Source organism: Acinetobacter sp. SWAC5, assembly GCF_003419885.1.
Lineage (GTDB): Bacteria > Pseudomonadota > Gammaproteobacteria > Pseudomonadales > Moraxellaceae > Acinetobacter > Acinetobacter cumulans.
In genome coordinates this window covers 138,093-159,353 of record NZ_QUWR01000007.1, presented here as the reverse complement: position 1 = coordinate 159,353, position 21,261 = coordinate 138,093, and the positions used below count along the sequence as shown (strand labels likewise).

The 21,261-nt window shown below is 39.4% G+C and carries 14 protein-coding genes and 1 riboswitch; of the genes, 1 reads left to right on the top strand and 13 read right to left on the bottom strand.

The annotated features are described in order from the left end of the window. Positions 1-131 precede the first annotated feature (131 nt). The 9 genes from DYI81_RS07270 to DYI81_RS07230 form a co-directional block, all read right to left on the bottom strand. Positions 132-1,055 carry an Abi family protein gene (locus DYI81_RS07270; protein WP_117007158.1) on the bottom strand — a complete coding sequence of 308 codons (924 nt, stop codon included), beginning with the start codon at positions 1,053-1,055 and terminating at the stop codon, positions 132-134. A 188-nt stretch (positions 1,056-1,243) separates the two neighbouring features. Then, positions 1,244-4,849 carry an urea carboxylase gene (uca, locus tag DYI81_RS07265; protein ID WP_117007157.1) on the bottom strand — a complete coding sequence of 1,202 codons (3,606 nt, stop codon included), beginning with the start codon at positions 4,847-4,849 and terminating at the stop codon, positions 1,244-1,246. A gap of 4 nt (positions 4,850-4,853) precedes the next feature. Next, entirely contained in the window at positions 4,854-5,516 is a 663-nt protein-coding gene (locus DYI81_RS07260; RefSeq protein ID WP_106984421.1) for an urea amidolyase associated protein UAAP2, read from the bottom strand. Between the two features lie 11 nt (positions 5,517-5,527). Next, on the bottom strand, positions 5,528-6,265 hold the full coding sequence (locus DYI81_RS07255; protein WP_106984422.1) for an urea amidolyase associated protein UAAP1: 738 nt from the start codon (positions 6,263-6,265) through the stop codon (positions 5,528-5,530). Between the two features lie 29 nt (positions 6,266-6,294). Further along, a riboswitch (guanidine-I (ykkC/yxkD leader) is annotated at positions 6,295-6,406 on the bottom strand. Positions 6,407-6,688: 282 nt separating this feature from the next. After that, positions 6,689-7,534, bottom strand: a complete 846-nt coding sequence (tauD, locus tag DYI81_RS07250; RefSeq protein ID WP_117007156.1) for a taurine dioxygenase — start codon at positions 7,532-7,534, stop codon at positions 6,689-6,691. Between the two features lie 30 nt (positions 7,535-7,564). Further along, a complete protein-coding gene (gene tauC / locus DYI81_RS07245) occupies positions 7,565-8,431 on the bottom strand; it encodes a taurine ABC transporter permease TauC (protein ID WP_106984424.1) in 867 nt (288 codons plus the stop codon). A gap of 1 nt (position 8,432) precedes the next feature. Continuing rightward, positions 8,433-9,218: an ATP-binding cassette domain-containing protein gene (locus DYI81_RS07240; RefSeq protein ID WP_106984425.1), complete on the bottom strand. Its 786-nt coding sequence runs from the start codon at positions 9,216-9,218 to the stop codon at positions 8,433-8,435. A 10-nt stretch (positions 9,219-9,228) separates the two neighbouring features. Beyond that, entirely contained in the window at positions 9,229-10,263 is a 1,035-nt protein-coding gene (gene tauA, locus DYI81_RS07235) for a taurine ABC transporter substrate-binding protein (RefSeq protein ID WP_117007155.1), read from the bottom strand. Positions 10,264-10,443: 180 nt separating this feature from the next. Further along, the gene (locus DYI81_RS07230) at positions 10,444-11,337 is read right to left on the bottom strand and encodes a LysR family transcriptional regulator (protein WP_106984427.1); all 894 of its coding nucleotides are present in this window, start codon (positions 11,335-11,337) and stop codon (positions 10,444-10,446) included. A gap of 293 nt (positions 11,338-11,630) precedes the next feature. On the opposite strand from DYI81_RS07230, the gene DYI81_RS07225 reads away from it, so the two are divergent. After that, positions 11,631-12,386 (top strand): HAD family phosphatase, encoded by a 756-nt coding sequence (locus DYI81_RS07225; RefSeq protein ID WP_117007154.1) that lies wholly within the window; start codon positions 11,631-11,633, stop codon positions 12,384-12,386. Positions 12,387-12,473: 87 nt separating this feature from the next. Here DYI81_RS07225 and DYI81_RS07220 read toward each other — a convergent pair whose 3' ends face one another. From DYI81_RS07220 to DYI81_RS07205, 4 genes are all read right to left on the bottom strand, one after another. Beyond that, entirely contained in the window at positions 12,474-16,172 is a 3,699-nt protein-coding gene (locus DYI81_RS07220) for a DUF262 domain-containing protein (RefSeq protein WP_117007153.1), read from the bottom strand. 309 nt (positions 16,173-16,481) lie between these two features. After that, positions 16,482-17,978, bottom strand: a complete 1,497-nt coding sequence (locus DYI81_RS07215; protein ID WP_171356326.1) for a succinate CoA transferase — start codon at positions 17,976-17,978, stop codon at positions 16,482-16,484. A gap of 97 nt (positions 17,979-18,075) precedes the next feature. Then, positions 18,076-19,251, bottom strand: a complete 1,176-nt coding sequence (locus DYI81_RS07210) for a thiolase family protein (RefSeq protein WP_117007151.1) — start codon at positions 19,249-19,251, stop codon at positions 18,076-18,078. 89 nt (positions 19,252-19,340) lie between these two features. Next, entirely contained in the window at positions 19,341-21,119 is a 1,779-nt protein-coding gene (locus tag DYI81_RS07205; protein ID WP_117007150.1) for an acyl-CoA dehydrogenase C-terminal domain-containing protein, read from the bottom strand. Positions 21,120-21,261 lie beyond the last annotated feature (142 nt).

Sequence of the window (21,261 nt, the reverse complement as noted above, 5' to 3'; positions counted from 1 at the left end):
TGCACGTGTAGCCGTGTTAAATAAATTTACCGAGTTAGGTCAACCACATACCCAAGTTATGCCTTAAATTTGAGTAGATATGGGCAATCTTAATTTTTACATCTTTGTGCAACAAAGCCATCGAGTATTCATTAAAGAATCCATATTGGATGGTTTTCCCAATGATTTGGAAAACCCATTGCCATACGCCAATTTTCATCCCTTAAAATCGGTTTAAGTATAGTATTCATTTGACTACACCACTCTGCGTCAAAACCTGTTGGGCGTAACATCGTTTTTAATATGAGCAATACATAAAAAATGCGTTTATTGGTTGGTGTGATGGGTGACTGCCAATTTTCATCTTTATCCAATTTCGCTTTAATGGCCAACTCTCTATTCCAAAGCCGTCCATGGTGGGCACAAACATTTCGCACATAAGTTAATATATGTAGCCAATCGGCTAACTTCTCATGATGAATATTAAAATGCTGTGAAATGGTTTTTTTATCTTCTTTATTTAATTTTTGGTTATTTTCCAATCCATGATATAAAAATGATAAAGAACCTAAGCTTAAAACTTCGGTCAGCATCCATATTGGAATGTGTGGATAACCCTTATAATTCTGTTCAAAATGCTGAATAAACGTATCTTTAGATCGTTCAACCTCTTTGTCACAATTTTTAATAAATACCTTATGGTTAAATTTTGGATGAAAATTTCCCTCACAATACACACCAAATGCACCATATTGATGAGCCATAAAATAAGTGATTTTTGTACGTAAGAAAGTTTCTATGACTTCAATTGCACTAAAAATATGTAATCTTAATTCTGTATCAAACTCATAAATTTGAACAACTTTTTCTAAATATGTTCCTGACCTAAAATGATCGGTAATTTGACCATCGATATAAATTCGATCAGGATGCCAATATGCACTCAATCGATAATAACCATATTTCGAAAGTACAGTTTCAGCCCAAGCTTGATTATGAATAATCATTCCCTTGGCTTTCAGGTGATTGACCTGTTCCGTATAAGATAGTGGATTTTTATTATAGGTTTTCAGCATAATTCATTGTATTTGAGCATAAAAAACCGCCAAGGTTGCGCGGACTTCCAAAGAAGAACTAAGCGTGGCGGCTGTATTAAATTTATCATATCGACAATTGTCGTTATAAGCAAGCACTAATCAAAAACCGCCCTTATGGACGGTCTTAAAATTGCCTCCATTTTCAAAGGAGGGTTAAGGAGGATTTTTTATGCCACTGGCGACAACGTAAACAACACCTGCCCTGTTTTCACCGTCTGCCCTTTTTCAATGGTAATTTCCGAAACTATCATGCGCTCAGGTGCAATAATTGGAATCTCAATTTTCATCGCTTCAATTACCGCTAAGGTTGCACCTTCTTCCACAATATCACCCGATTTACATTCAATTTTCCAAATACTTCCCGGCATGTGAGATTCTACCGCACAACCACCTTCTGGAATTTGAATATCACTATCATCAGTCACCGCATCCAAACTTTCAGAAACATACTCTGCAAGTCCTGCTTCATGCCAACGGCGGCGTTCTTCATCAAAATTGGCTTGTTGCACAGACTTAAACGCAGAAATAGATTCTGCATTTTCAGTCAGGAATTCGTTATATTCTTTCAGGTTCAGTATGCCTTCTTCCACACGCAGTTTTAAGCGGCCTGCTTTAAAGTCCTCACGCATTTGCATAAGCTCAGACTCAGAGACTTCATAAAACTTAATTTGGTCAAAGAAGCGCAATAACCACGGCATACCTTGTTCAAAGTCAGGGTTTTTACGGTAACGAGACCACATTTGCGTGGTACGACCGACAAACTGATAACCACCGGGGCCTTCCATGCCATAGACACACATATACGCACCGCCAATACCCACGGCATTTTCAGGCGTCCACGTACGTGCAGGGTTATATTTGGTGGTCACGAGGCGATGGCGTGGATCAAGCGGTGTGGCTACAGGTGCGCCTAAGTACACATCACCCAAGCCCATCACTAAATAATTGGTGCTATACACCACATCTTTAACGGCTTGTTTAGATTTTAAACCATTGATACGGCGGATAAACTCAACATTGTCAGGACACCATGGCGCATCTGGGCGTACAGTTTGCATATAGCGTTCTGTTGCCAATTGCGTTTGCGAATCTTCCCATGCCAGCGGTAAATACACCGTACGTGATGGCACTTCCATTTCCGTCACATCTGGCAATTCGCTTTCTGCTTGTTGTAATAATGCCAACAAAGCTTTTTGATCTAAAACCAAAGAATCAAAATGGATTTGTAGCGAACGAATGCCCGGTGTAAGGTCAATAATCCCTGCAATGTTTTGATCTTTCACCCATTGCATCAATGCATGAATACGGAAACGCAGGTTTAGATCTAAAACCAATTCGCCATATTCTACCAGCATGTAGCTATTACCCGCAGGACGATACACTACATCAGGCGCACCATTTTCACCTGCTTGGGTTGCTAAAATTGCATCATCTAAGGTATCCATTTCTGCGCTAAAACTTGCAGAAAAATCAACTTGTGCAAGCTCAGTGTCTTTAAATCCTGCGCTGTATTTTTGATTCAATACCTGCGCTTGATCATACGAAATCGGCACAAATTTCACTTTATCGCCGGCTTTAAGCTGTCCGACTTTCCACAGTTCATAGCTGACAATCACCGCAGGACAAACAAAGCCTCCTAAACTTGGACCATCTGGACCCAAGATAATCGGCATATCGCCCGTGAAATCAATCGCACCAATCGCGTATGCATTGTCATGAATATTGGATGGATGCAAACCTGCTTCACCACCATCCTCACGTGCCCATTCAGGTTTTGGACCAATCAAACGAATACCTGTACGGCTTGAGTTAAAGTGAATCTCAAAAGTATTGGCAAAGAAGGTATCAATGTCTTTTTTAGTGAAGAAGTCTGGTGCACCATGCGGGCCGTACATCACCGCAATTTCCCATTCATGACTAAACGTTGGCACTTGTTCAGGCGCTAAGGCTTTCACTTCATCCGATGTAAATATAGTGATCGGCAACATATCGCCAATCAATAAATTACGACCGGCATGACCACCAAACTGACCAAGGGTAAAGGTCGCTTGTGAACCTAAATATTCAGGCACATTCAAACCACCTTTAATCCCGATATAAGTACGACAACCTGTGGCGATTTTTCCACATTTTAGAATCTGACCTTTACGCACATTCACAGTTTGCCACATTGGCACAGCCACACCATCAAGGGTTGATGGCATATCACCACCCGCCAATACAATTTGGCTATCACAGTGGAATTTTAAGCTTGGTCCTTGCAAAGTACATTCAAGCCCTGCCGTGTTATATGCATTGCCTAACAATTGATTCGCAACATTAAGTGACAGCGGATCAATCGCACCTGATGGTGGCACACCCACATCCCAATAGCCCAAACGACCTGTGACATCTTGCACAGAAGTTTGAATGCCTGATTGCAACACTTCAATTTTTTGAGTTTTCCACTCGAATGTATTTAAGAATCGTGTGGTTTGCGTACCGGCTTTAAATACATCACAGTCGATAATATTTTGTAGATATTCAAGATTAGTTTCGATGCCTGCAACCGATGTTTTCGCGAGTGTTGCGGTCATTGCAACGATTGCAGAGTCACGATCGCCCGAAGTCACAATAATTTTAGCAATCATCGGGTCATAAAATGATGAGACATTAGAACCCGTTTCCACCCACGTTTCATTACGGGCATGGCTATCAAACTCGACATGTGTAAGTAAACCTGCACTTGGCTGGAAGTTCTTGATAGGGTCTTCAGCATATAAACGTACTTGAATCGAATGACCTTTCGATTCAAGTGGTGCTGTTGGTGCAATCCAATCCCCACTACCGAGAGTCACCATCCATTCCACAAGGTCTACACCAAAGACTTGTTCCGTCACGCCATGTTCGACTTGCAGGCGGGTATTCACTTCTAAGAAGTAGAATTCTTGCGTGTCGGTATCCATCACAAATTCAACTGTGCCTGCCGAGCGGTAACTCACCGACTGCATCAGCCCAATCGCAACCGATTGAATATAGGCACGTTGCTCATCATTGATATGTGGTGCTGGGGTTTCTTCCACCACTTTTTGGTTACGACGTTGTACCGAACAATCACGCTCGCCAAGTGCCAAGATTAAGCCATTACCATCACCAAAAATCTGCACTTCGATATGACGGGCATTCTGTACAAATTTCTCTAAATATAAACCTGCGTCTTTAAAGTTGGCTTGGGCAAGATATGACACTGTAGAATAAGCATCTTTCAGCTCTTCTTCATTCCACACCAAACGCATACCAATACCGCCACCGCCCGCGGTACTTTTCAGCATCACAGGATAACCAATACGATTGGCTTCAAGCAGTGCTTCGGCTTCATCAGCCAAAAGCTGACTGCCCGGAAGAAGTGGTACATTGGCTTGAATCGCGAGTTCACGTGCGGTATGTTTTAAGCCAAAGGATTTCATTTGCGCCGAATTTGGCCCTAAAAATACAATGCCTTGCGCTTCACAGAGATCACAAAATTCAGCATTTTCAGACAAGAAACCATAGCCCGGATGAATCGCTTCAGCACCTGTTTGTTTTGCGACTTCTAAAATTTTATCGACATTTAAATAGCTTTGGCTGGCAGGACTATCGCCAATAAATACAGCTTCATCCGCCAAGGTCACATGCAAAGAATCACGGTCTGCTTCTGAATACACTGCAACGGACTGAATGCCTAATTTTTTCAGTGTACGGATCACACGGCAAGCAATTGCACCACGGTTGGCAATGAGGACTTTATTGAACATGGTATTACTCCTCACCGTCACGGATGATCAATTGAATTTTTGTTGGGTTATAGGCATTACATGGATTATTCAGTTGTGGGCAATTGGAAATGAGGACGATTAAATCCATTTCGGCTTTAATCTCGACATATTTACCCGGTGCAGAAATACCGTCATCAAATTTCAAATGTCCCTCAGCGGTCACAGGCACATTCATAAAGAAGTTAATATTTGGGCCGATATGGCGCACATTTAAGCCATGTTTTTTGGCAATCGGATGCTGAGAAAGTGCAATCATGAAATTATTACGGCAACTGTGCATTGGGAATTTGTCATGTGCATAGCGAACAGTGTTGCTTTCACATGAACATGCACCGCCTAAGGTGTCATGACGGCCACAGTTATCGTCATGGATGGTGGCAATTTTGTTGCCAAAGTTAGTGTATAGCGCTGTGCCTTTTTCTAAATAAATCTGTTGGTTAATGGCTAAGGTATCCGTTGCACTATAACGTTCCTCAGGGTTATGGCTTGAGATAAATAGCGTATCCACCGCTTGATTGCCTTCGAGGTCAACGATACGGAAATATTGCCCTTTTTTGACTTCGCACATCCAAGCTTCGCCGGCAGGACATACTTCGCTTAACACTGATTTTTCAAAATTTTGTGTTGGATTTACTAATGCAGTCATGATCATTCCCCTCAAGCCGTTAAAGCGTAATAGCGTTTATTATTTTGAAAAGCACGTTGATTTTGCGGGCAAGAATCACGGCAAACATCTGTATCTGCCAAAGGCAATGCCTTAAATAAGCTTAGTTGTACATCGGCAGGGTTATATTCTTCTGCTTGAGATAATCCATGTGGTGCACTAGATAAAAAGACCAAACAATCCATTTCAAAGCGAAGTTCAATCACTTGATCAGTGTTGTCCGAAGCAACATAACTTAAGTTGCCATTGTCATCAGGTTGAACTTTAGAGAATAAATTTAAGGTACTGCTGAGGTCAGTTGCATATAAGCCAAACTTGGTCATTTCAAGCAATAAGCTATCTTTGCCATTACGGTACATATCATTACGGGCATCTTGGAAAGTTTTGCTGCCGTATTGTTTTTCAATTTGCGATGCCGTACTTGGTGCACAAAAAGCATCATTCCAAGCGTGATCATCTTTCACAATCGAAATCATGGCACGGCCTAAATCCGATGCCAAAATATGACCTGTACTTAAATATGCCGTGTGCTGCCCTTTAAGGCTATCTGGCATGTTGTAGCGTTCGAGCTTATCTTCACTATTTACACAGTAAAGCGCCAGATTGGCATTTTGCCCTAGCGATTTAAGCTGTAATACAGCGCCACGCTGAATACGCGCTGACCAGTGGTGTCCACCCGGTAAAAGTTCAGTCCATAGTGCTTTATCGTCATGATAATGTTTTGTGCTCATTGCAGCCTCTGCCTAATTCTTAACTGTTTACCTCCCGGGCTTTTATCCCTCCGTGCAGCTTTGCTTTGAATTAAAACGAAGCCGTGAACTCTCGGTCGCGGTCATACATATAAATGCATCGGAACCCTAGATCACTTTATGATGTAAGTAGAAATGCAAAGGCTGTGCCAATTTAGTAATACGATTTAAATAAATCGTATTACTAAGGTTTTAGGGTTCGTTTTGATGCTTAAGCTACAGTATTGATTTTAAATTGCGCTATTTTTGAACTGTGCATCTGCTTAGGTATGCATCATCCTTGTGCATGTGCAATCATGCTTAAGTATTTTTGAATTTATATTTTTTAGATTTCTTCAAAATAAAAAGGCCCAATGTCAGCATTGGGCCTTTCCTGTGATGTTTGCAAATAAGCTGCTTACGCTTTTAACTTGCTGCTTTATAAAATGGTACCGAGCCATTCACGGTTGCACGATGCATAATGCGGTGCGCATCACCATAGTCAAACAGCGCTTTGTGCTGCGTACAGCGGTTGTCCCAAATGGCAACATCACCTTCTTGCCATTTCCAGCGCAAGTGAAATTCTTCCTTCACCGCATGTTCAAACAAGAATGTCAGCAACGCATCGCTCTCTTGTGCATTCAGTTCGTTAATATGCGTCGTAAAACCTTCATTCACAAACAACACTTCAGCACCAGTTTCTGGGTGTGTACGCACAACTGGATGCACCACTGGCGGGTTTTTACGGAAACTATTTTCAAGCCTTTCGCGGTCTGCTGCTGTTGCGCCAAAGCGCTCTAATGGAAAAGATTTACGAATATCATGTGTTGCTGTTAAACCGCGTAGTTGCTGTTTTAAATCTTCACTGAGCGCATTAAAAGCAGCTGTACCGCTGGCCCAGAGCGTATCCCCGCCAAATTCAGGGATTTTAATGGCTTGCAGCACACAGCCCAATGGCGGTGTCTGACTAAAAGTCACATCGGTATGCCAAAGATCATTGTCTCTTAAATCTTGTCTGTGGCTATCCAGTACGATCACTTCTGGAGCCTCTTCCATCGCAGGGTAAATCGGATGAATATGCAAAGTGCCAAAGGTTTTTGCCAACCTCACTTGCGACTGTGCGCTTAGCGCCTGCTTTCTAAAAAAGATCACTTGATGCTGCAATAGTGCCTGTTTTATTTTTAGCAACAACGGTGTATCGGCATGGTTTAAATCAATACCTTCAATAACAGCGCCAATGTTTGGATTAATTTGCTTTGCTTGCAATGACATAATTAAATCTTCTTCAATCTCTAAATCTGTTTACAGCTGTTGGCCATACCAAGGCGCCAACTGCTTTTGCAGCCAACGTAAAAATAGCTCAAAACTTACCGCGACAATCGCGATCACAATAATTCCAAGAATCACAGTATCTGTAATTAAGAACTGAGCAGCTGACTGCACCATAAAACCAATACCGCGATCAGCAGCAACCAGCTCTGCAGCCACTAGTGTTGACCAGCCCACGCCCAAGCCAATGCGCACACCCGTTAATATGTGCGGCAAAGCTGTAGGTAAAATCACATATTGCAAAACCTGCAAGCGCGTTGCGCCTAAAGATAATGCTGCACGTTCACGGTTTTTTTGGTGGCTGATCACACCATGGGCACTGCTGATAATAATTGGCGCCAAAATTGAAAAGAAAATCAGCAACACTTTGGTGGTTTCACCAATACCAAACCAAATCACCAAAAGCGGTAAGTATGCAAGCGGTGGAATGGGACGGAGTAGCTCCACTAGTGGATCAAATACAGCGCGTACCCATTTGTTCAGTCCCATCCATAAACCCAAAGGTACACCAATCACAATGGCAGCAATGAGTGCGCTAAACACACGGCCAATACTTTCAGCCAAATGCTGCCAAAGCGTGGCTTTCATAAAACCTTGCTGGCTGACTTCAATAAACTTCTGCCATACCGCTGCAGGGCTTGGTAAAAATAGCTCTGGAATGATTTTCAAAGTGGTTACCACAAACCAAAGTACCAGCAAGCTCAACACGCTGCTGATGCTCACAATAAGTGGCAAATTTTTTCTAAATATAGAAATAGAAGAGCTTCTGTTTAATGTTGCTACTTCTGCACGATTTTCGCTGAGATGAGCCTTATTTAATTTTTGAATTTGCGTATTCATATTAAGACTCCACCGCATGTAATTTTTGCGCTTTTAAGCGTTCAAACAACATTTCACGCAGCTGAATAAACTGCGGATCAGATTTAATCACACGTATAGATTCACCTTTTCTATAGCGCTCAGCAAAATCCAGCTTGAGCGTTTCAACAATTGTCCCCGGGCGCGCTGTCATCAGTACCAATTGATTGCTTAACAAAAGCGCCTCTTCAATATCATGGGTAATTAAAAAGAAGCCCTTCTTCTCTTTAATCCATAAATTCAGCACAAACTCCTGCATGCTTTCTCGAGTAAATGCATCGAGTGCTGCAAAGGGTTCATCCAGCAAAATAAATGGTGCATGACTAATCAAAGCACGTGCAATACCGACGCGCTGTTTCATACCGCCTGAAAGTTCCCAAATATTGGCATTTGCCACATGCGACAAGCCCACAGTCCCTAAAATTGATGTGACTTGTGACTTTATCTCTGCACTTTTTAAGCCTTTTAATTTCAAGGAAAATGCTACGTTATCTGACACGTTGAGCCAAGGCAGTAAGGCATGTTCTTGGAAGACCACCGCACGTCTAGCATCTGGGCCAGTTAAAACTTCATCATCAATTTTGACTTGGCCTGCGCTCACCTGCTGAAAACCCGCCAAAATATTTAAAAGCGTCGTTTTACCGCAGCCAGACTCGCCAAGTACAACCGTTAAAGTCGATTCAGGAACGTCCAAATTGATATTTTTTAGTACAGCCACCTCTTGTTCAGGATAGGTCAGGCTAATATTTTCCGCTTTTAAGATACTCATTTTCACATCCTTAAGGCTGAACAAATAAGGCGGTCACATTGCCCTTATAATCGGCTTTGACTTTATCTACTTTGCCTTGGGCTTTTAAAAAGGTCGCTGTATCTAAAATATTCTTGGCAAAATCTGTGCTGAAGCTTTGAGCTTGCTGCTGCTGGTTCAAATAAATATTGCCTGATAGAAGTAATGGAATATCTTTCGCATCAGAACCGGTTAATTGCGCAATGCTATTGATATAAGCAGTATTCGTTTCAAACGCTTTCGGATCTTGATTGTATTCATCTATTTTCTTTAAAGAAGTTTGAACGAAGGACTTTAAAAACTCAGGATTTTGCTCTGCAAAGTCTTTACGAACTACCCAAACATCAAAGGTTGGCGCACCCCATTCTGCAACTTGCTTAGAATCGGTCAGAACTTTACCTGTGGCACTCGCCTTGCTTAAAGCAGGTTCCCAAACATAAGTCGCGTCAATATCGCCACGTTCCCATGCTGCAGAAATTTCAGGCGGGCGCAAATTAATAATTTTGACCTCAGCCTCAGATAAATTCCAATGCTTCAATGCAGAAAGCAGGCTGTAATGTGCTGTAGAAACAAAAGGCACAGCAATGGTTTTACCCTTTAAGTCTTCAGGTTTTTGAATGCCTGATTTATTGCTCACCACTAAGGCTTCTGAAGCACCAAGTTTGGCTGCCACAAAAAATACCTCTATAGGTAAATCACGGCTGGCTGCAGCCGCTAAAGGACTGGTACCAATATTGCCAATACTGACATCACCTGATGCCAAAGCATTTACAACATCGGCACCCGTATCAAATTTTTTCCACTCAATTTTTTGTTGGCTATCTTTTTCATAATCGCCATTGGCCTGTGCCACTTTGCTCGGATCAACGCCTGTTTGATACGCAATAACTACCGCTTTTTGATCTTTTTGCGCAATTGCAGCCGTTGAAGTGTCAGGAGTAGATTTTTTAGTTTGAAAATAAACAAAAGCAGCAATCGCCACAATGACGATCGCCGTAATAATTAAAGGTTTTGATTTGCTGCTCATATTTTTTCATTAAAAGTGATTACTAATTCACATATTAATGAGTCAGTCTTATGATGAAAAATAAGTTAATTGACAATGTTTAGCACAAATTTGCATTTATCTATTAGTGGAATACTTATGCTTTTATTCACTAAACATCTAGCAATCAATTCTCTGAGCGAGATCTTTTAATCGTACTTTTTACTTCACTAAGATTTCATGGAACATATTACGTAGCCATTGATGGCTCGCTTTATGATGACAAGACATGTGCCAATATTGCTTCACACCATAGCTTGGAAAAACAATAGGAGCATCAAAAATTTTTAAATTACCACGTGACAGTAAGACTTCACTGAGATAATACGGCACTGTAGCAATCGCATCTGTATCTTGCACCACCAGCCCAACACCCAAATAACTCGGCAAACGCATTAATATGTCACGCTTAAGGCCCAGACTCATTAATTCATTTTCAATATGATAGTGCCCCATCCCTGCATCAATATCTATATGAGATTCTGCCAAATACTGCTCTGTTGTTAGATGTTCACCTGTTAAACGTGGATGATCCTTGGCAGCAATAACCACATAATATTGCTCGAATAATTTTTGTTGATAAAAACCATTTTCCAAATGAGGCAAAAAGCCCAATGCCAAATCAATTTCACCATTGGCCATTTGATAACTGGTTTCTGTGGTAATTGGGCGAACATTGAGTCTGATATGAGAGGCATTTTTTTTTAAATATTGCGAAATTTTAGGCAATAAGACCAAATGTGATACATCGGTCATAGCTAGAGTAAATTGCTGATCTGAAATCGCTTGATCAAAATCAATACTAAAATTATTGATCGCCTCAATCTTACTTAAAGCTTCACTCACGAGTGGAAAAAGTTGCTTAGACAATTCTGTTGGCAACATTTCATTACCAATGCGCAAAAAAAGTGGGTCCTTATAATGCTGACGTATTTTATTTAAAATATTACTCACGGTCGGCTGACTCATGTCTAAATGCTCAGCAGCCAAAGAAACACTTTTAAATTTGTAAATATATAAAAATACACTTAGAAGCTTACAGTCCAATTCAAACACGTCAGCTTTTTTCCTCAGATTAAATCAGGTTAAACAATACATCCCAGTATTGTTGGTTTAAAGAATCTGTTGAAATAGTACTGCGAATAACCTGCTTTTTCTAGCATTGTTACACATGCTTTAGACTTAATACATCCTCATCTACATGCTGGTTATATCTTTATATTTTTCATACTAAGCCAACAAAAAATCAGCTAAATAATTCATTCAAATCATTTTAAAATACATTAGCTTTGATTGTTATTTATTGCATGTACACGAGATAATAGCGACAAATACAATAGGATGGATACGTGCTAAAAGGTAAAAAATTAGTCTGTTTTGATTTAGATGGGACTTTAATTGACTCCGTCGGGATATGGAATCAGGTTGATGCCCAATTAATTCAACAATTTTCTCAGCAACAAATCGACTTACACAGCATACAACAACAACGTGACCAGCAATTAAAAAGCTATAAACATTGTTTAGACCCTTACTTAGAATACTGTAACTTCCTTAAAGAAAGTTATAGAATTTCACAGCTAAGTGCAGAGCAGATTAAAGTGCAACGCTATGCGATTTCTCAGCATTTTCTAGATCATATTGTTCGACTGAAGCCACAAGTAGATCTATATGTGAAAAGCTTAAAAGCCTGTGGCATAGCGGTTGCATTAACCACAACAACCAGTTTGAATAATGTAAAGCGCTATGCTCAAAATAATCAGGCAATTTACAGTAAACTTAACTTTTTACACGATTTTGACTTAGTCTTAACTCGAGAAAGTGTCACCAATATCAAGCCACATCCAGAAATGTATTTAAAGGCGCTACAGCATTTTGGTATCAGCACTGCAGAATGCCTAATTGTAGAAGACTCACTAATTGGGGTTGAAGCTGCAAATGTTGCTGGTATTGATGTAATTGCAATTCAGGATGAGTACTCGATCCATGAAGCCACCGCAATAAAACAGCGCGTCAATTATTATGCCCCTCATTTTAAGGCTCTGTTGCAGTTCGTTGACATAAATGCCATTCACCCAGACCATAAAAAAGACATCTACTTTTAAAGCAGATGTCTTTTAATTCAATATTTATCTATCACGCAATGCATTCATATCTGAAACAACGCGCAACTTATAAATGAAACAGCTGAGTTAAATGACAGCAGCATTATTTCGAATATTATTCATTGCGTTATACACTTCAGTTTTGCCGACCAAAATCTGCTGATTAATAAAGCGATGTATCCCCTCTAAGTCATCAAGTTGCTTAAAGTTATCTCGAATCATCTGATGAATCGTAACGCCATGAATGGTTTCATCTAAAGAAATAAGGTTATGGAAGGTATGAATATTTTGCGCTTCCAAATCTTTACTGCTGGTTTTAACCAAATGTAAATACCATGCTTTCGGATAATTGTAGTGATATTTTAGATTCACTTTTTCCGCAATAATGCCAATATCTACAGGCTTATTCACCAACTTCAAATACGCTACAATATCTTGATGAAGTTTATGAATGTCCACATTTTTATAGGCTTTTTGCGGTGTGGTGTATTCCAATGCTGCTACACGTACTACAGAACCTGCTTGCATAAGCTCATTTAAATATAAAGATGCATGGTTTTGTGAGCCACTACGGATTTTTTTAGCAATATCATCACGTGTAAGTGGACGGTTACTTTGTTCCAGCCAATTCAAAATGGTTTGTAACTGGCTTTGAGGCTTCACCGCTTCATTTAAGCTAATCGTGTCGGCACCCGATTTACCTGTAAAGTAAATGCCATGCTCCACACCCCAGTTACGAATAAGGTGGCGAATTTTAAAATAATCATATTGTTTTAAAGTATCACTTACTTCATACGCTTCCATACGTAAATGCATAGACTGTTGCTGCGTTTGCTGTGACAAAATCGCTAAAACTTCTTTAAAGATCAGTTCTTGATCCGCAAAACTGATATTAAATTCATTAATATGGCAGTACGCACCACGGTCAGACTGGTAGAGATAATTTTCTTCAACAGCCTCATTAATTGAATGATCGAGGCGATGTGTGCTTAATTCAACTTTGCTATAGCCTTCTTGGTTCGCACGTTCCAAAATTTCTTTAAAATTTGCACCATCTTTAAAATGCAATGCAGCATGTACAACCGCATACATTTTATTTAAGTTCTTCGGGTAAATCCCTGGTGTTTTAGTTTGGTCAGAAAACAGAATATCTGCATTTTCTGCTGCATTATGTATTGCATTTTTTGCAACGCGTTCCGTACAACCTGCTAAATCTACAATCTGATGAATTGCGGTATCCCACGGCATAGGTGCCTTGTGATGAAGAAACCACTCTTGAAGTAGACTGTTTACATTAATGTTTGGCTTGATAATGTGTACCAGCTCATTTTTATCAAATGAACACAGAAGCTCTAAAAAGTTAAGTAAATCATTTTGATTAGAAAAATGCGAAGCTAATTTAGGATATAACTGCATAAATTCGCTGTCTGCATTTTGATTTAAGTTTTCCCAAATTACATCCACCGAGATACGAACTCGTTCACGTAAGTTCTGAAATGCATTTTTTTCGACTTGGCGAATTCGTTCACGTGTAAGGTCTAAGCTTTGCCCCACTTGTTCTAAAGTCTGCCCCACCACACCGTCGATCCCACAGCGTGCTTTAATAATCGTTACTGAGCGCTCTTCTGCATGGTTAAGAAATGCTTCTAAATCACGATTAATAAAATCATCCATTTCAAAGGACGTTAAATTGCTCGCATCATCTATCATGAAATAACCACTTTGATAAGCTTGCGGAAGTAAATCTTTCGTCTTATCAAAAGCATTGGTTACATCAAGCAATTGCATAATAATAGAGGCTTTGATTGAGTCGGCAGGTTGGCTATTCACTTTGGTGTTAAATGCATGATGCATCACCACATTCATCATAAATTTAAGATCAATGCTTTCATTTTCTACATTTAACCAAACACCCAGTTTATCTAAAAATTTAATTTGATCAGATGAAAAACGTGCCTTAGATAATTTGAGCGCCCCCAGTTCTGGATAGTCAAAAACAGAATTATTCACTGGTTTGACGTCAAGTAAGTTACGCAGTTTAGTACAAATTTTTTCTCGACGTTGCTGACAGAACCATTCAAATTGATTTAAATCTTGTGGAATTTGATCAATTAACTGACTAGTTAAATAAAGTTGCTGCGAACTGAGATTGCCCATAAAAAAGCTTTCGAGCCATTGAGCTGGTTGAGTCGCATTTTTCTGAATATTGACCGATGCAGGAATTAACTGCAAATTCACCACTGTATTGGCTAGGTTCTGTAGCTTATTACTCCCATCATTTACAATTTTTAACTTCTGCATTTTTTTAGGTGTAAAAATGCTTTTTGGGTAAATATGATCGATATGTGTGCGTACAAGTTGACTATCAGGAAACACTAATAACAATAAGGCTTTAATTTCATTATCTTTGCCGTATCGTAACTGACATAAATTCTGCACATCTTCTTCGTTAAAGCTTAAGGCTTTATCTTTTTCTAACATAGCCTGTTTTACAGCTTCGTATGGGAATACTGTAGCAGTTTTTCCAATTGCCTTACGGATATGTAAAAGTAGACTCTCAAGATTACTCGACCAAATGCCTTTTTTAAGCAGACTTTCAATCAGCCAGCGCTTCATTAACTGAATATCATTGCTATCAATTTTGATTTTTGCTTTATCTAAATCCAAATTAACACAATATTTATGATAAACAAAATATACGATAGGCAATATCGCAACATCATGAATCAACGCTTTATGATCAAAGCCAAATTCTTTGAGTAATTCCGAACTGCTAATAAAGGCCAGTTTAATTTGTTCCCAATTATTTTCCATTACCCGCATATTGTCTTTATTAAAGTTGGATAATTTAAAGCTTAAATTATTGACTTCAGACAACATAAGTCCTGCACGTAAAATTAAATCTTTACTAAATTCAAATTCAGTATTTTCTTCAATCTCTTTTAACAGCTCATTTATTTCATCTCGCGCATTGAGAGTTGACCACTGGGTAACGGCAAATGAAAGTAATAAATCTGAATATGATAATGGCGTACCACCACTGTTCATACGGATAAAAATATTTAATACTTTTTCTAAGTTTTGTTCTTTTTCTTCATACGCAAAAATTAAATTTTGCATATTTAATGTACTAATTAAATGTGTAATTTTTTTGGGTATATTTAATTTTTCAACTTTTTCAGGATGCTGTGCATACTCAGGAAAAGTCCCAATAAATTTAGTAATGTCCATAAGAATGGGATAAAACTTACCATGTGCAGAACCAGGTTCTACGCCATCCAACATTTCACTGACTAAAATCCAATATTGTTGTTCATTTTTAACACTTGCTTCTTCTTGAGTTAAAAATTTGAAGTCATACAGTGCATTATGATCAGGATCACCTTGCCCTAAAACATTAAAATACAAAAACATTTCTTTGGTTTTTTGACCAACTTGGATTGTATATGATCCACGTAATGCAATATTTAAGGACGTAATACGTTGTTGGCCATCTAATACCGCAATATGATCTTTTTGAGGAATATTGTCATAGACGCTACATAAATAATTATTTTTTTCGTCAAAATTTTGCATAAATTGATAAAATTTAAACTCATTGACTTTATCTTCTTTAACTTTCCAAAATAAGAATGTTCCAAAAGGATAACCCTGCATCATTGAATCAAATAATTGACAAATTTGCTCTGGCTTCCACACAAATTCGCGTTGAATAGCTGGCAAAATGTATTTTTTATCTTTGATTTCCAGTAATAAGTTATTAATAGTTCCTACTGATTGATACATATCACCCTCTGTTTACTTCTAAAATAAGTCTTTTTAGTTCGACTTTAATTTATTTAATTCAATCTAATATGATGATTTATTTTAATAAAAAACTCAACTTTCATTTTTAAAGATATTTATTTAATCGATTTTACTATTTTATGTACTATAAGTTAAGATTAACTAATTAATAAAATAATCTATACATCTTATTTTTAAATTTAAAACTTCATTCTGCTCCAGAATCAATTCTATAAAATACAATAAATGTATTCATACCCATATAAAAAGCCCGAAGATTTCGGGCTTTTTATTAACTAAACAGTTTTATTAAGCTGTTTTCATACTACCAGTTTCTTCAAACTGTGCGTGCCAAGACAGTGCTTCGTTTAATAAGTGTGGGGTTTGTCCCCCATGCTCACATGCACGCTCGAAATAACTTAATAAAGCTTCACGATAATCAGGATGTGCACAGCACTCAATGACTTTACGTGCACGCTCACGAGGTGCAAGTCCACGTAAATCTGCCAAACCTTGTTCAGTCACCAAAACATCCACATCGTGTTCAGTATGATCGGTATGACTCACCATTGGCACTACAGATGAAATTGCGCCAGCTTTTGCAATCGATTTAGTCACAAAAATTGCAATATGCGCATGGCGAGTAAAGTCACCTGAGCCACCAATGCCATTCATCATTTTAGTGCCCGTCACATGCGTCGAATTTACGTTGCCATAAATATCAAACTCAAGTGCCGTATTAATTGCAATAATGCCTAATCGACGAATAATTTCGGGATTATTTGAAATTTCTTGTGGACGTAAAACGATTTTGTCTTTGTATTGATCAAAATTTTGCATCACTTTTTGTGCACAAGATTCTGACAACGTCATAGAACAACCCGAAGCAAAAGTCATTTTTCCTGAATCAATCAGCTGGAAGGTGCAATCTTGTAAAACCTCAGAGTACATTTCTAAATTATTAAAATTAGAATGTTCAAAACCAGCAAACACGGCATTGGCAATTGAACCAACACCCGACTGTAATGGCCCTAAATTTTCAGGCAAACGGCCTTGTGCAACTTCTGCTTCAAAAAAATGAATCAGGTGTTTCGCAATTGACAGCGTATCTGTATCTGGCTCATCCATACCAAACTGTGTGTCGGGCAAATCATTCAGTACAATGGCTGCAATTTTTTCAGGGCTTACGTTAATTCCAATGGTACCGATACGATCACCCGCTTGAGTGAGTGGAATCGGGCCACGATTAGGGCGCGCTTTCGGTAAATAAATATCATGTACGCCTTCAAGAACTGGATTGATCGTATTATCAATTTCGATAATCACTTGATCTGCCATTTCGATGAAGTTCGCTGAGTTACCACAAGAACCCGTTGGAATAATTTGTCCATCTTCAGTAATTGCAGTCGCTGCAATCACTGCAACATTAATACTTGGTAAGTTATGATGACGAATATTATCAGCCATTTCAGATAAATGCTGATCGATATACATCACTTCACCATTGTTAATGGCCTTACGTAATGTTGGGTCTGCCTGATATGGATAACGGCGTTGAATGGCATGTGCCTGACTTAAGCGCCCATCAATACTATTGCCTAAACTTGCACCTGTGGCCAAAGTAATACGTAAAGGATGAGCAGCCACGTGATCTGCCAAAGCCAAAGGAACTGTCTTTGCCTCACCGGCACCACCAAAACCACTTAAACCCACTACCGAGCCGTCTTTAATTAATTCAATCGCTTGTTGCGCAGACATAACTTTGTCGCGAAGGGAGATTAAGCGAATGCGATCTAAACCGTTCATAATAAAAATCTCATAATAAACATCAATTATTCAACCACCCCAGCGTACTGAGACGGTGTTACAGCTTGCTTATCTAAAAATTTAAAACGATGATGAATTATATTAATTCAATTGCAATCGCAGTCGCCTCACCACCACCAATGCACAGTGCAGCGATGCCTTTTTTGCCACCCGTGCGCTTTAAAGCATGCATGAGTGTCACAATAATACGTGAACCTGATGAACCTAATGGATGACCGAGTGCGCATGCACCGCCATTTACGTTCACTTTCGCTTCGTCGAGCTTAAAGCCATCTATCGCAAGCATCGTCACCATGGCAAAAGCTTCGTTTACTTCCCAAAGGTCAACTTCGTCTGCTGTCCAACCTGCTTTTTGTAAAGCTTTCTCAATCGCGCCTACTGGTGCAATTGTAAACTCAGATGGATGCTGTGAATTTGTCGCGTAAGCAACAACCTTAGCCATTGGCTTCAAGCCACGTGCATTTGCTGTTTCTTCAGAAGTAATCACCAATGCCGAAGCACCATCTGAGATTGAACTCGCATTCGCAGCAGTAATCGTGCCGTCTTTTTTAAATGCTGGACGTAATGTTGGAATTTTTTCTGGTTTTGCACTCAAAGGCTGTTCATCAGTATCAACAACCACATCGCCCTTGCGTGATTTTACTGTAACAGGTGCAATTTCAGCCTTGAAATAACCACCATTTACAGCCGTTACCGCTTTATTCAAAGAGTTAATTGCAAATGCATCTTGCTGCTCGCGGGTATAGCCTTTTTTATCGGCCATTTCCTGTGCCAAAATCCCCATAGAAAGGCCAGTTTCAGCATCTTCTAAACCTTCTTGGAACATGTGATCCGTGGTTTTACCATGCCCCATGCGATAGCCTGAGCGTGCTTTTTCCAGTAAATATGGTGCATTTGACATAGACTCCATGCCACCTGCAACCACAATTTGTGCAGAGCCCGCTTTAATTGCATCGGCTGCTTGCATCACAGCTTTCATGCCAGAACCACAAATTTTATTAATTGTGGTCGCGCCTGTTGAATCAGGTAAACCTGCAAGTCGCATTGCTTGACGTGCTGGGCCTTGTTTTAAACCTGCGGGTAAAACACAACCAAAAATCACTTCATCAATATCAGTTGCCTGTAAACCTGAACGTTCCACAGTTGCTTGAATCGCAACAGCGCCTAGCTCTGGTGCTGTACATGATGAAAGTGAACCCTGAAAACCACCCATCGCTGTACGAACGCCATCAACAATAACAATCATTTTTATACCATCCTGTATTTATACATCTTGTTTACCCTAAGAAGCTTAAATTCTTCTTAGGGCATTTCCATCTATAATCGTAAACTGTTTTTTAATTATGCTTGTGCAGTAAAGTAGTCTTGCGGTAATTGCATAATTAAATCAGCACCTGCGTAAATACGCTCTGCGCGTGCAGCTAAATCAGGCAGCACTTTTGCAACATAGTAATCTGCAAGCACAAGTTTATGTTGATAGAACGGCTCTGCTTTCACACGAGCAGCTTCATGAATACGTGCATACATATAAACAAAGCTGAGTAAGCCCACAACATGTAAGTAATCCACTGCCACAGCGTTACTAAAGTTAGGATTTAACTTCGATTGTTCAACAACAAATTGCGTTAATGCTTCTACTTTCTCACATACATTCAAGGCTGCTTGTTTTACTTTTGAATCTGGCATGTTATTGCTAAATTCGCGAATTTCAGCCATATACTCTGCAACAAATGCACCTGAGCATTTCGTGGTTTTACGGCCAATCAAATCAATCGCTTGTACACCATTAGTGCCTTCATAGATTTGTGCAATACGTAAGTCACGAATACACTGTTCCATGCCCCATTCACGAATATAACCATGTCCACCAAAGCACATTTGCGCTTCTAAAGTAGCTTGCAATGCAGTATCAGTTAAATACGCTTTAGCAATTGGCGTAAGCAGTGCAACACGGTCATTGGCCTTACGAACAGCCTCAGCATCGGTTGAATATTTGGTAATATCTAATTGCTGACCTACATATACGGCAAATGCACGTGATGCTTCATTATTTGCACGTACATTGAGCAACATACGGCGTACATCACCATGTACTAAAATTGAATCAGCTGGTTTTTCAGGACTTTGAACACCTGTAGCTGCGCGGCCTTGTAAACGATCTGTCGCATATTGTGCTGCATTTTGATAAGCATATTCTGAAGCACCAATACCCTGAATACCCATTGATAAACGTTCATAGTTCATCATAACAAACATACCAGCAAGGCCTTCATTTTCATTGCCAACCATGTAGCCCTTAGCACCATCAAAGTTCATCACACAAGTTGCAGAGCCTTTGATGCCCATTTTGTGTTCAATTGAACCTGCAGCTACAGCATTGCGTTCACCTAATGTACCGTCGGCATTGACCAAAAATTTCGGCACAATAAACAACGAAATACCACGTGAACCAGCAGGTGCATTAGGTGTTTTTGCCAACACTAAATGAATAATGTTTTCGCAAAGATCATGCTCACCGCTGGTAATAAAAATTTTGGTACCCGTAATATTGTATGAACCATCATCATTCGGTTCAGCTTTGGTTTTAATAATCCCTAAATCTGTACCAGAGTGAGGCTCTGTCAAACACATCGTACCTGACCATTCACCTGTATAAAATTTTGGTAAATAGGTTTCTTTTTGTTCTTGAGAAGCACGGTCATTAATGGCCATACCTGCGCCAACTGTGAGTAGCGGATAAAGCATAAATGATGGGTTGGTACTCCAAATCATTTCATCTGCCAACACAGTGAGCATTTTTGGCATACCTTGGCCACCCCATTCTTCTGGAGCACCTAAACCGACCCAACCACCTTGCGCAAATTGATTAAACGCCTCTTTAAAACCTTCAGGTGTTTTTACTTCACCTAGGTTAAATTGAGCACCACCTGATTCATCAGCACTACGGTTAAGGTCTAAAATGACATTTTTAGAAAATTTAGCCATTTCTTCTAAAATTGCATTTGCGGTTGCAACATCTAAGTGCGCTAAATTTTCGTTGGCTTGCCAAAACTCATCAGCTTTAAATACATCATTTAAGATGAAGTCCATGTCTTTGAGTGGTGCGTTATAAATTGGCATTTAATAGTCCTTAATTTATTACATGCTGATGCGAGGCTTCAGCTTTTTGCAGATAACAGTCAGCTATAAGAAAATACTTGGCATTTCTTAGGCTTAAAATTTAAATTTCTGAGAGCTATACGGTCAGATAAATTGATCTGAA

Coding starts and splice junctions, on each gene's coding strand:
- DYI81_RS07270 (WP_117007158.1), bottom strand. CDS start 1,055: ATGCTGAAAACCTATAATAAAAATCCACTATCTTATACGGAACAGGTC.
- uca (WP_117007157.1), bottom strand. CDS start 4,849: ATGTTCAATAAAGTCCTCATTGCCAACCGTGGTGCAATTGCTTGCCGT.
- DYI81_RS07260 (WP_106984421.1), bottom strand. CDS start 5,516: ATGACTGCATTAGTAAATCCAACACAAAATTTTGAAAAATCAGTGTTA.
- DYI81_RS07255 (WP_106984422.1), bottom strand. CDS start 6,265: ATGAGCACAAAACATTATCATGACGATAAAGCACTATGGACTGAACTT.
- tauD (WP_117007156.1), bottom strand. CDS start 7,534: ATGTCATTGCAAGCAAAGCAAATTAATCCAAACATTGGCGCTGTTATT.
- tauC (WP_106984424.1), bottom strand. CDS start 8,431: ATGAATACGCAAATTCAAAAATTAAATAAGGCTCATCTCAGCGAAAAT.
- DYI81_RS07240 (WP_106984425.1), bottom strand. CDS start 9,218: ATGAGTATCTTAAAAGCGGAAAATATTAGCCTGACCTATCCTGAACAA.
- tauA (WP_117007155.1), bottom strand. CDS start 10,263: ATGAGCAGCAAATCAAAACCTTTAATTATTACGGCGATCGTCATTGTG.
- DYI81_RS07220 (WP_117007153.1), bottom strand. CDS start 16,172: ATGTATCAATCAGTAGGAACTATTAATAACTTATTACTGGAAATCAAA.
- DYI81_RS07215 (WP_171356326.1), bottom strand. CDS start 17,978: ATGAACGGTTTAGATCGCATTCGCTTAATCTCCCTTCGCGACAAAGTT.
- DYI81_RS07205 (WP_117007150.1), bottom strand. CDS start 21,119: ATGCCAATTTATAACGCACCACTCAAAGACATGGACTTCATCTTAAAT.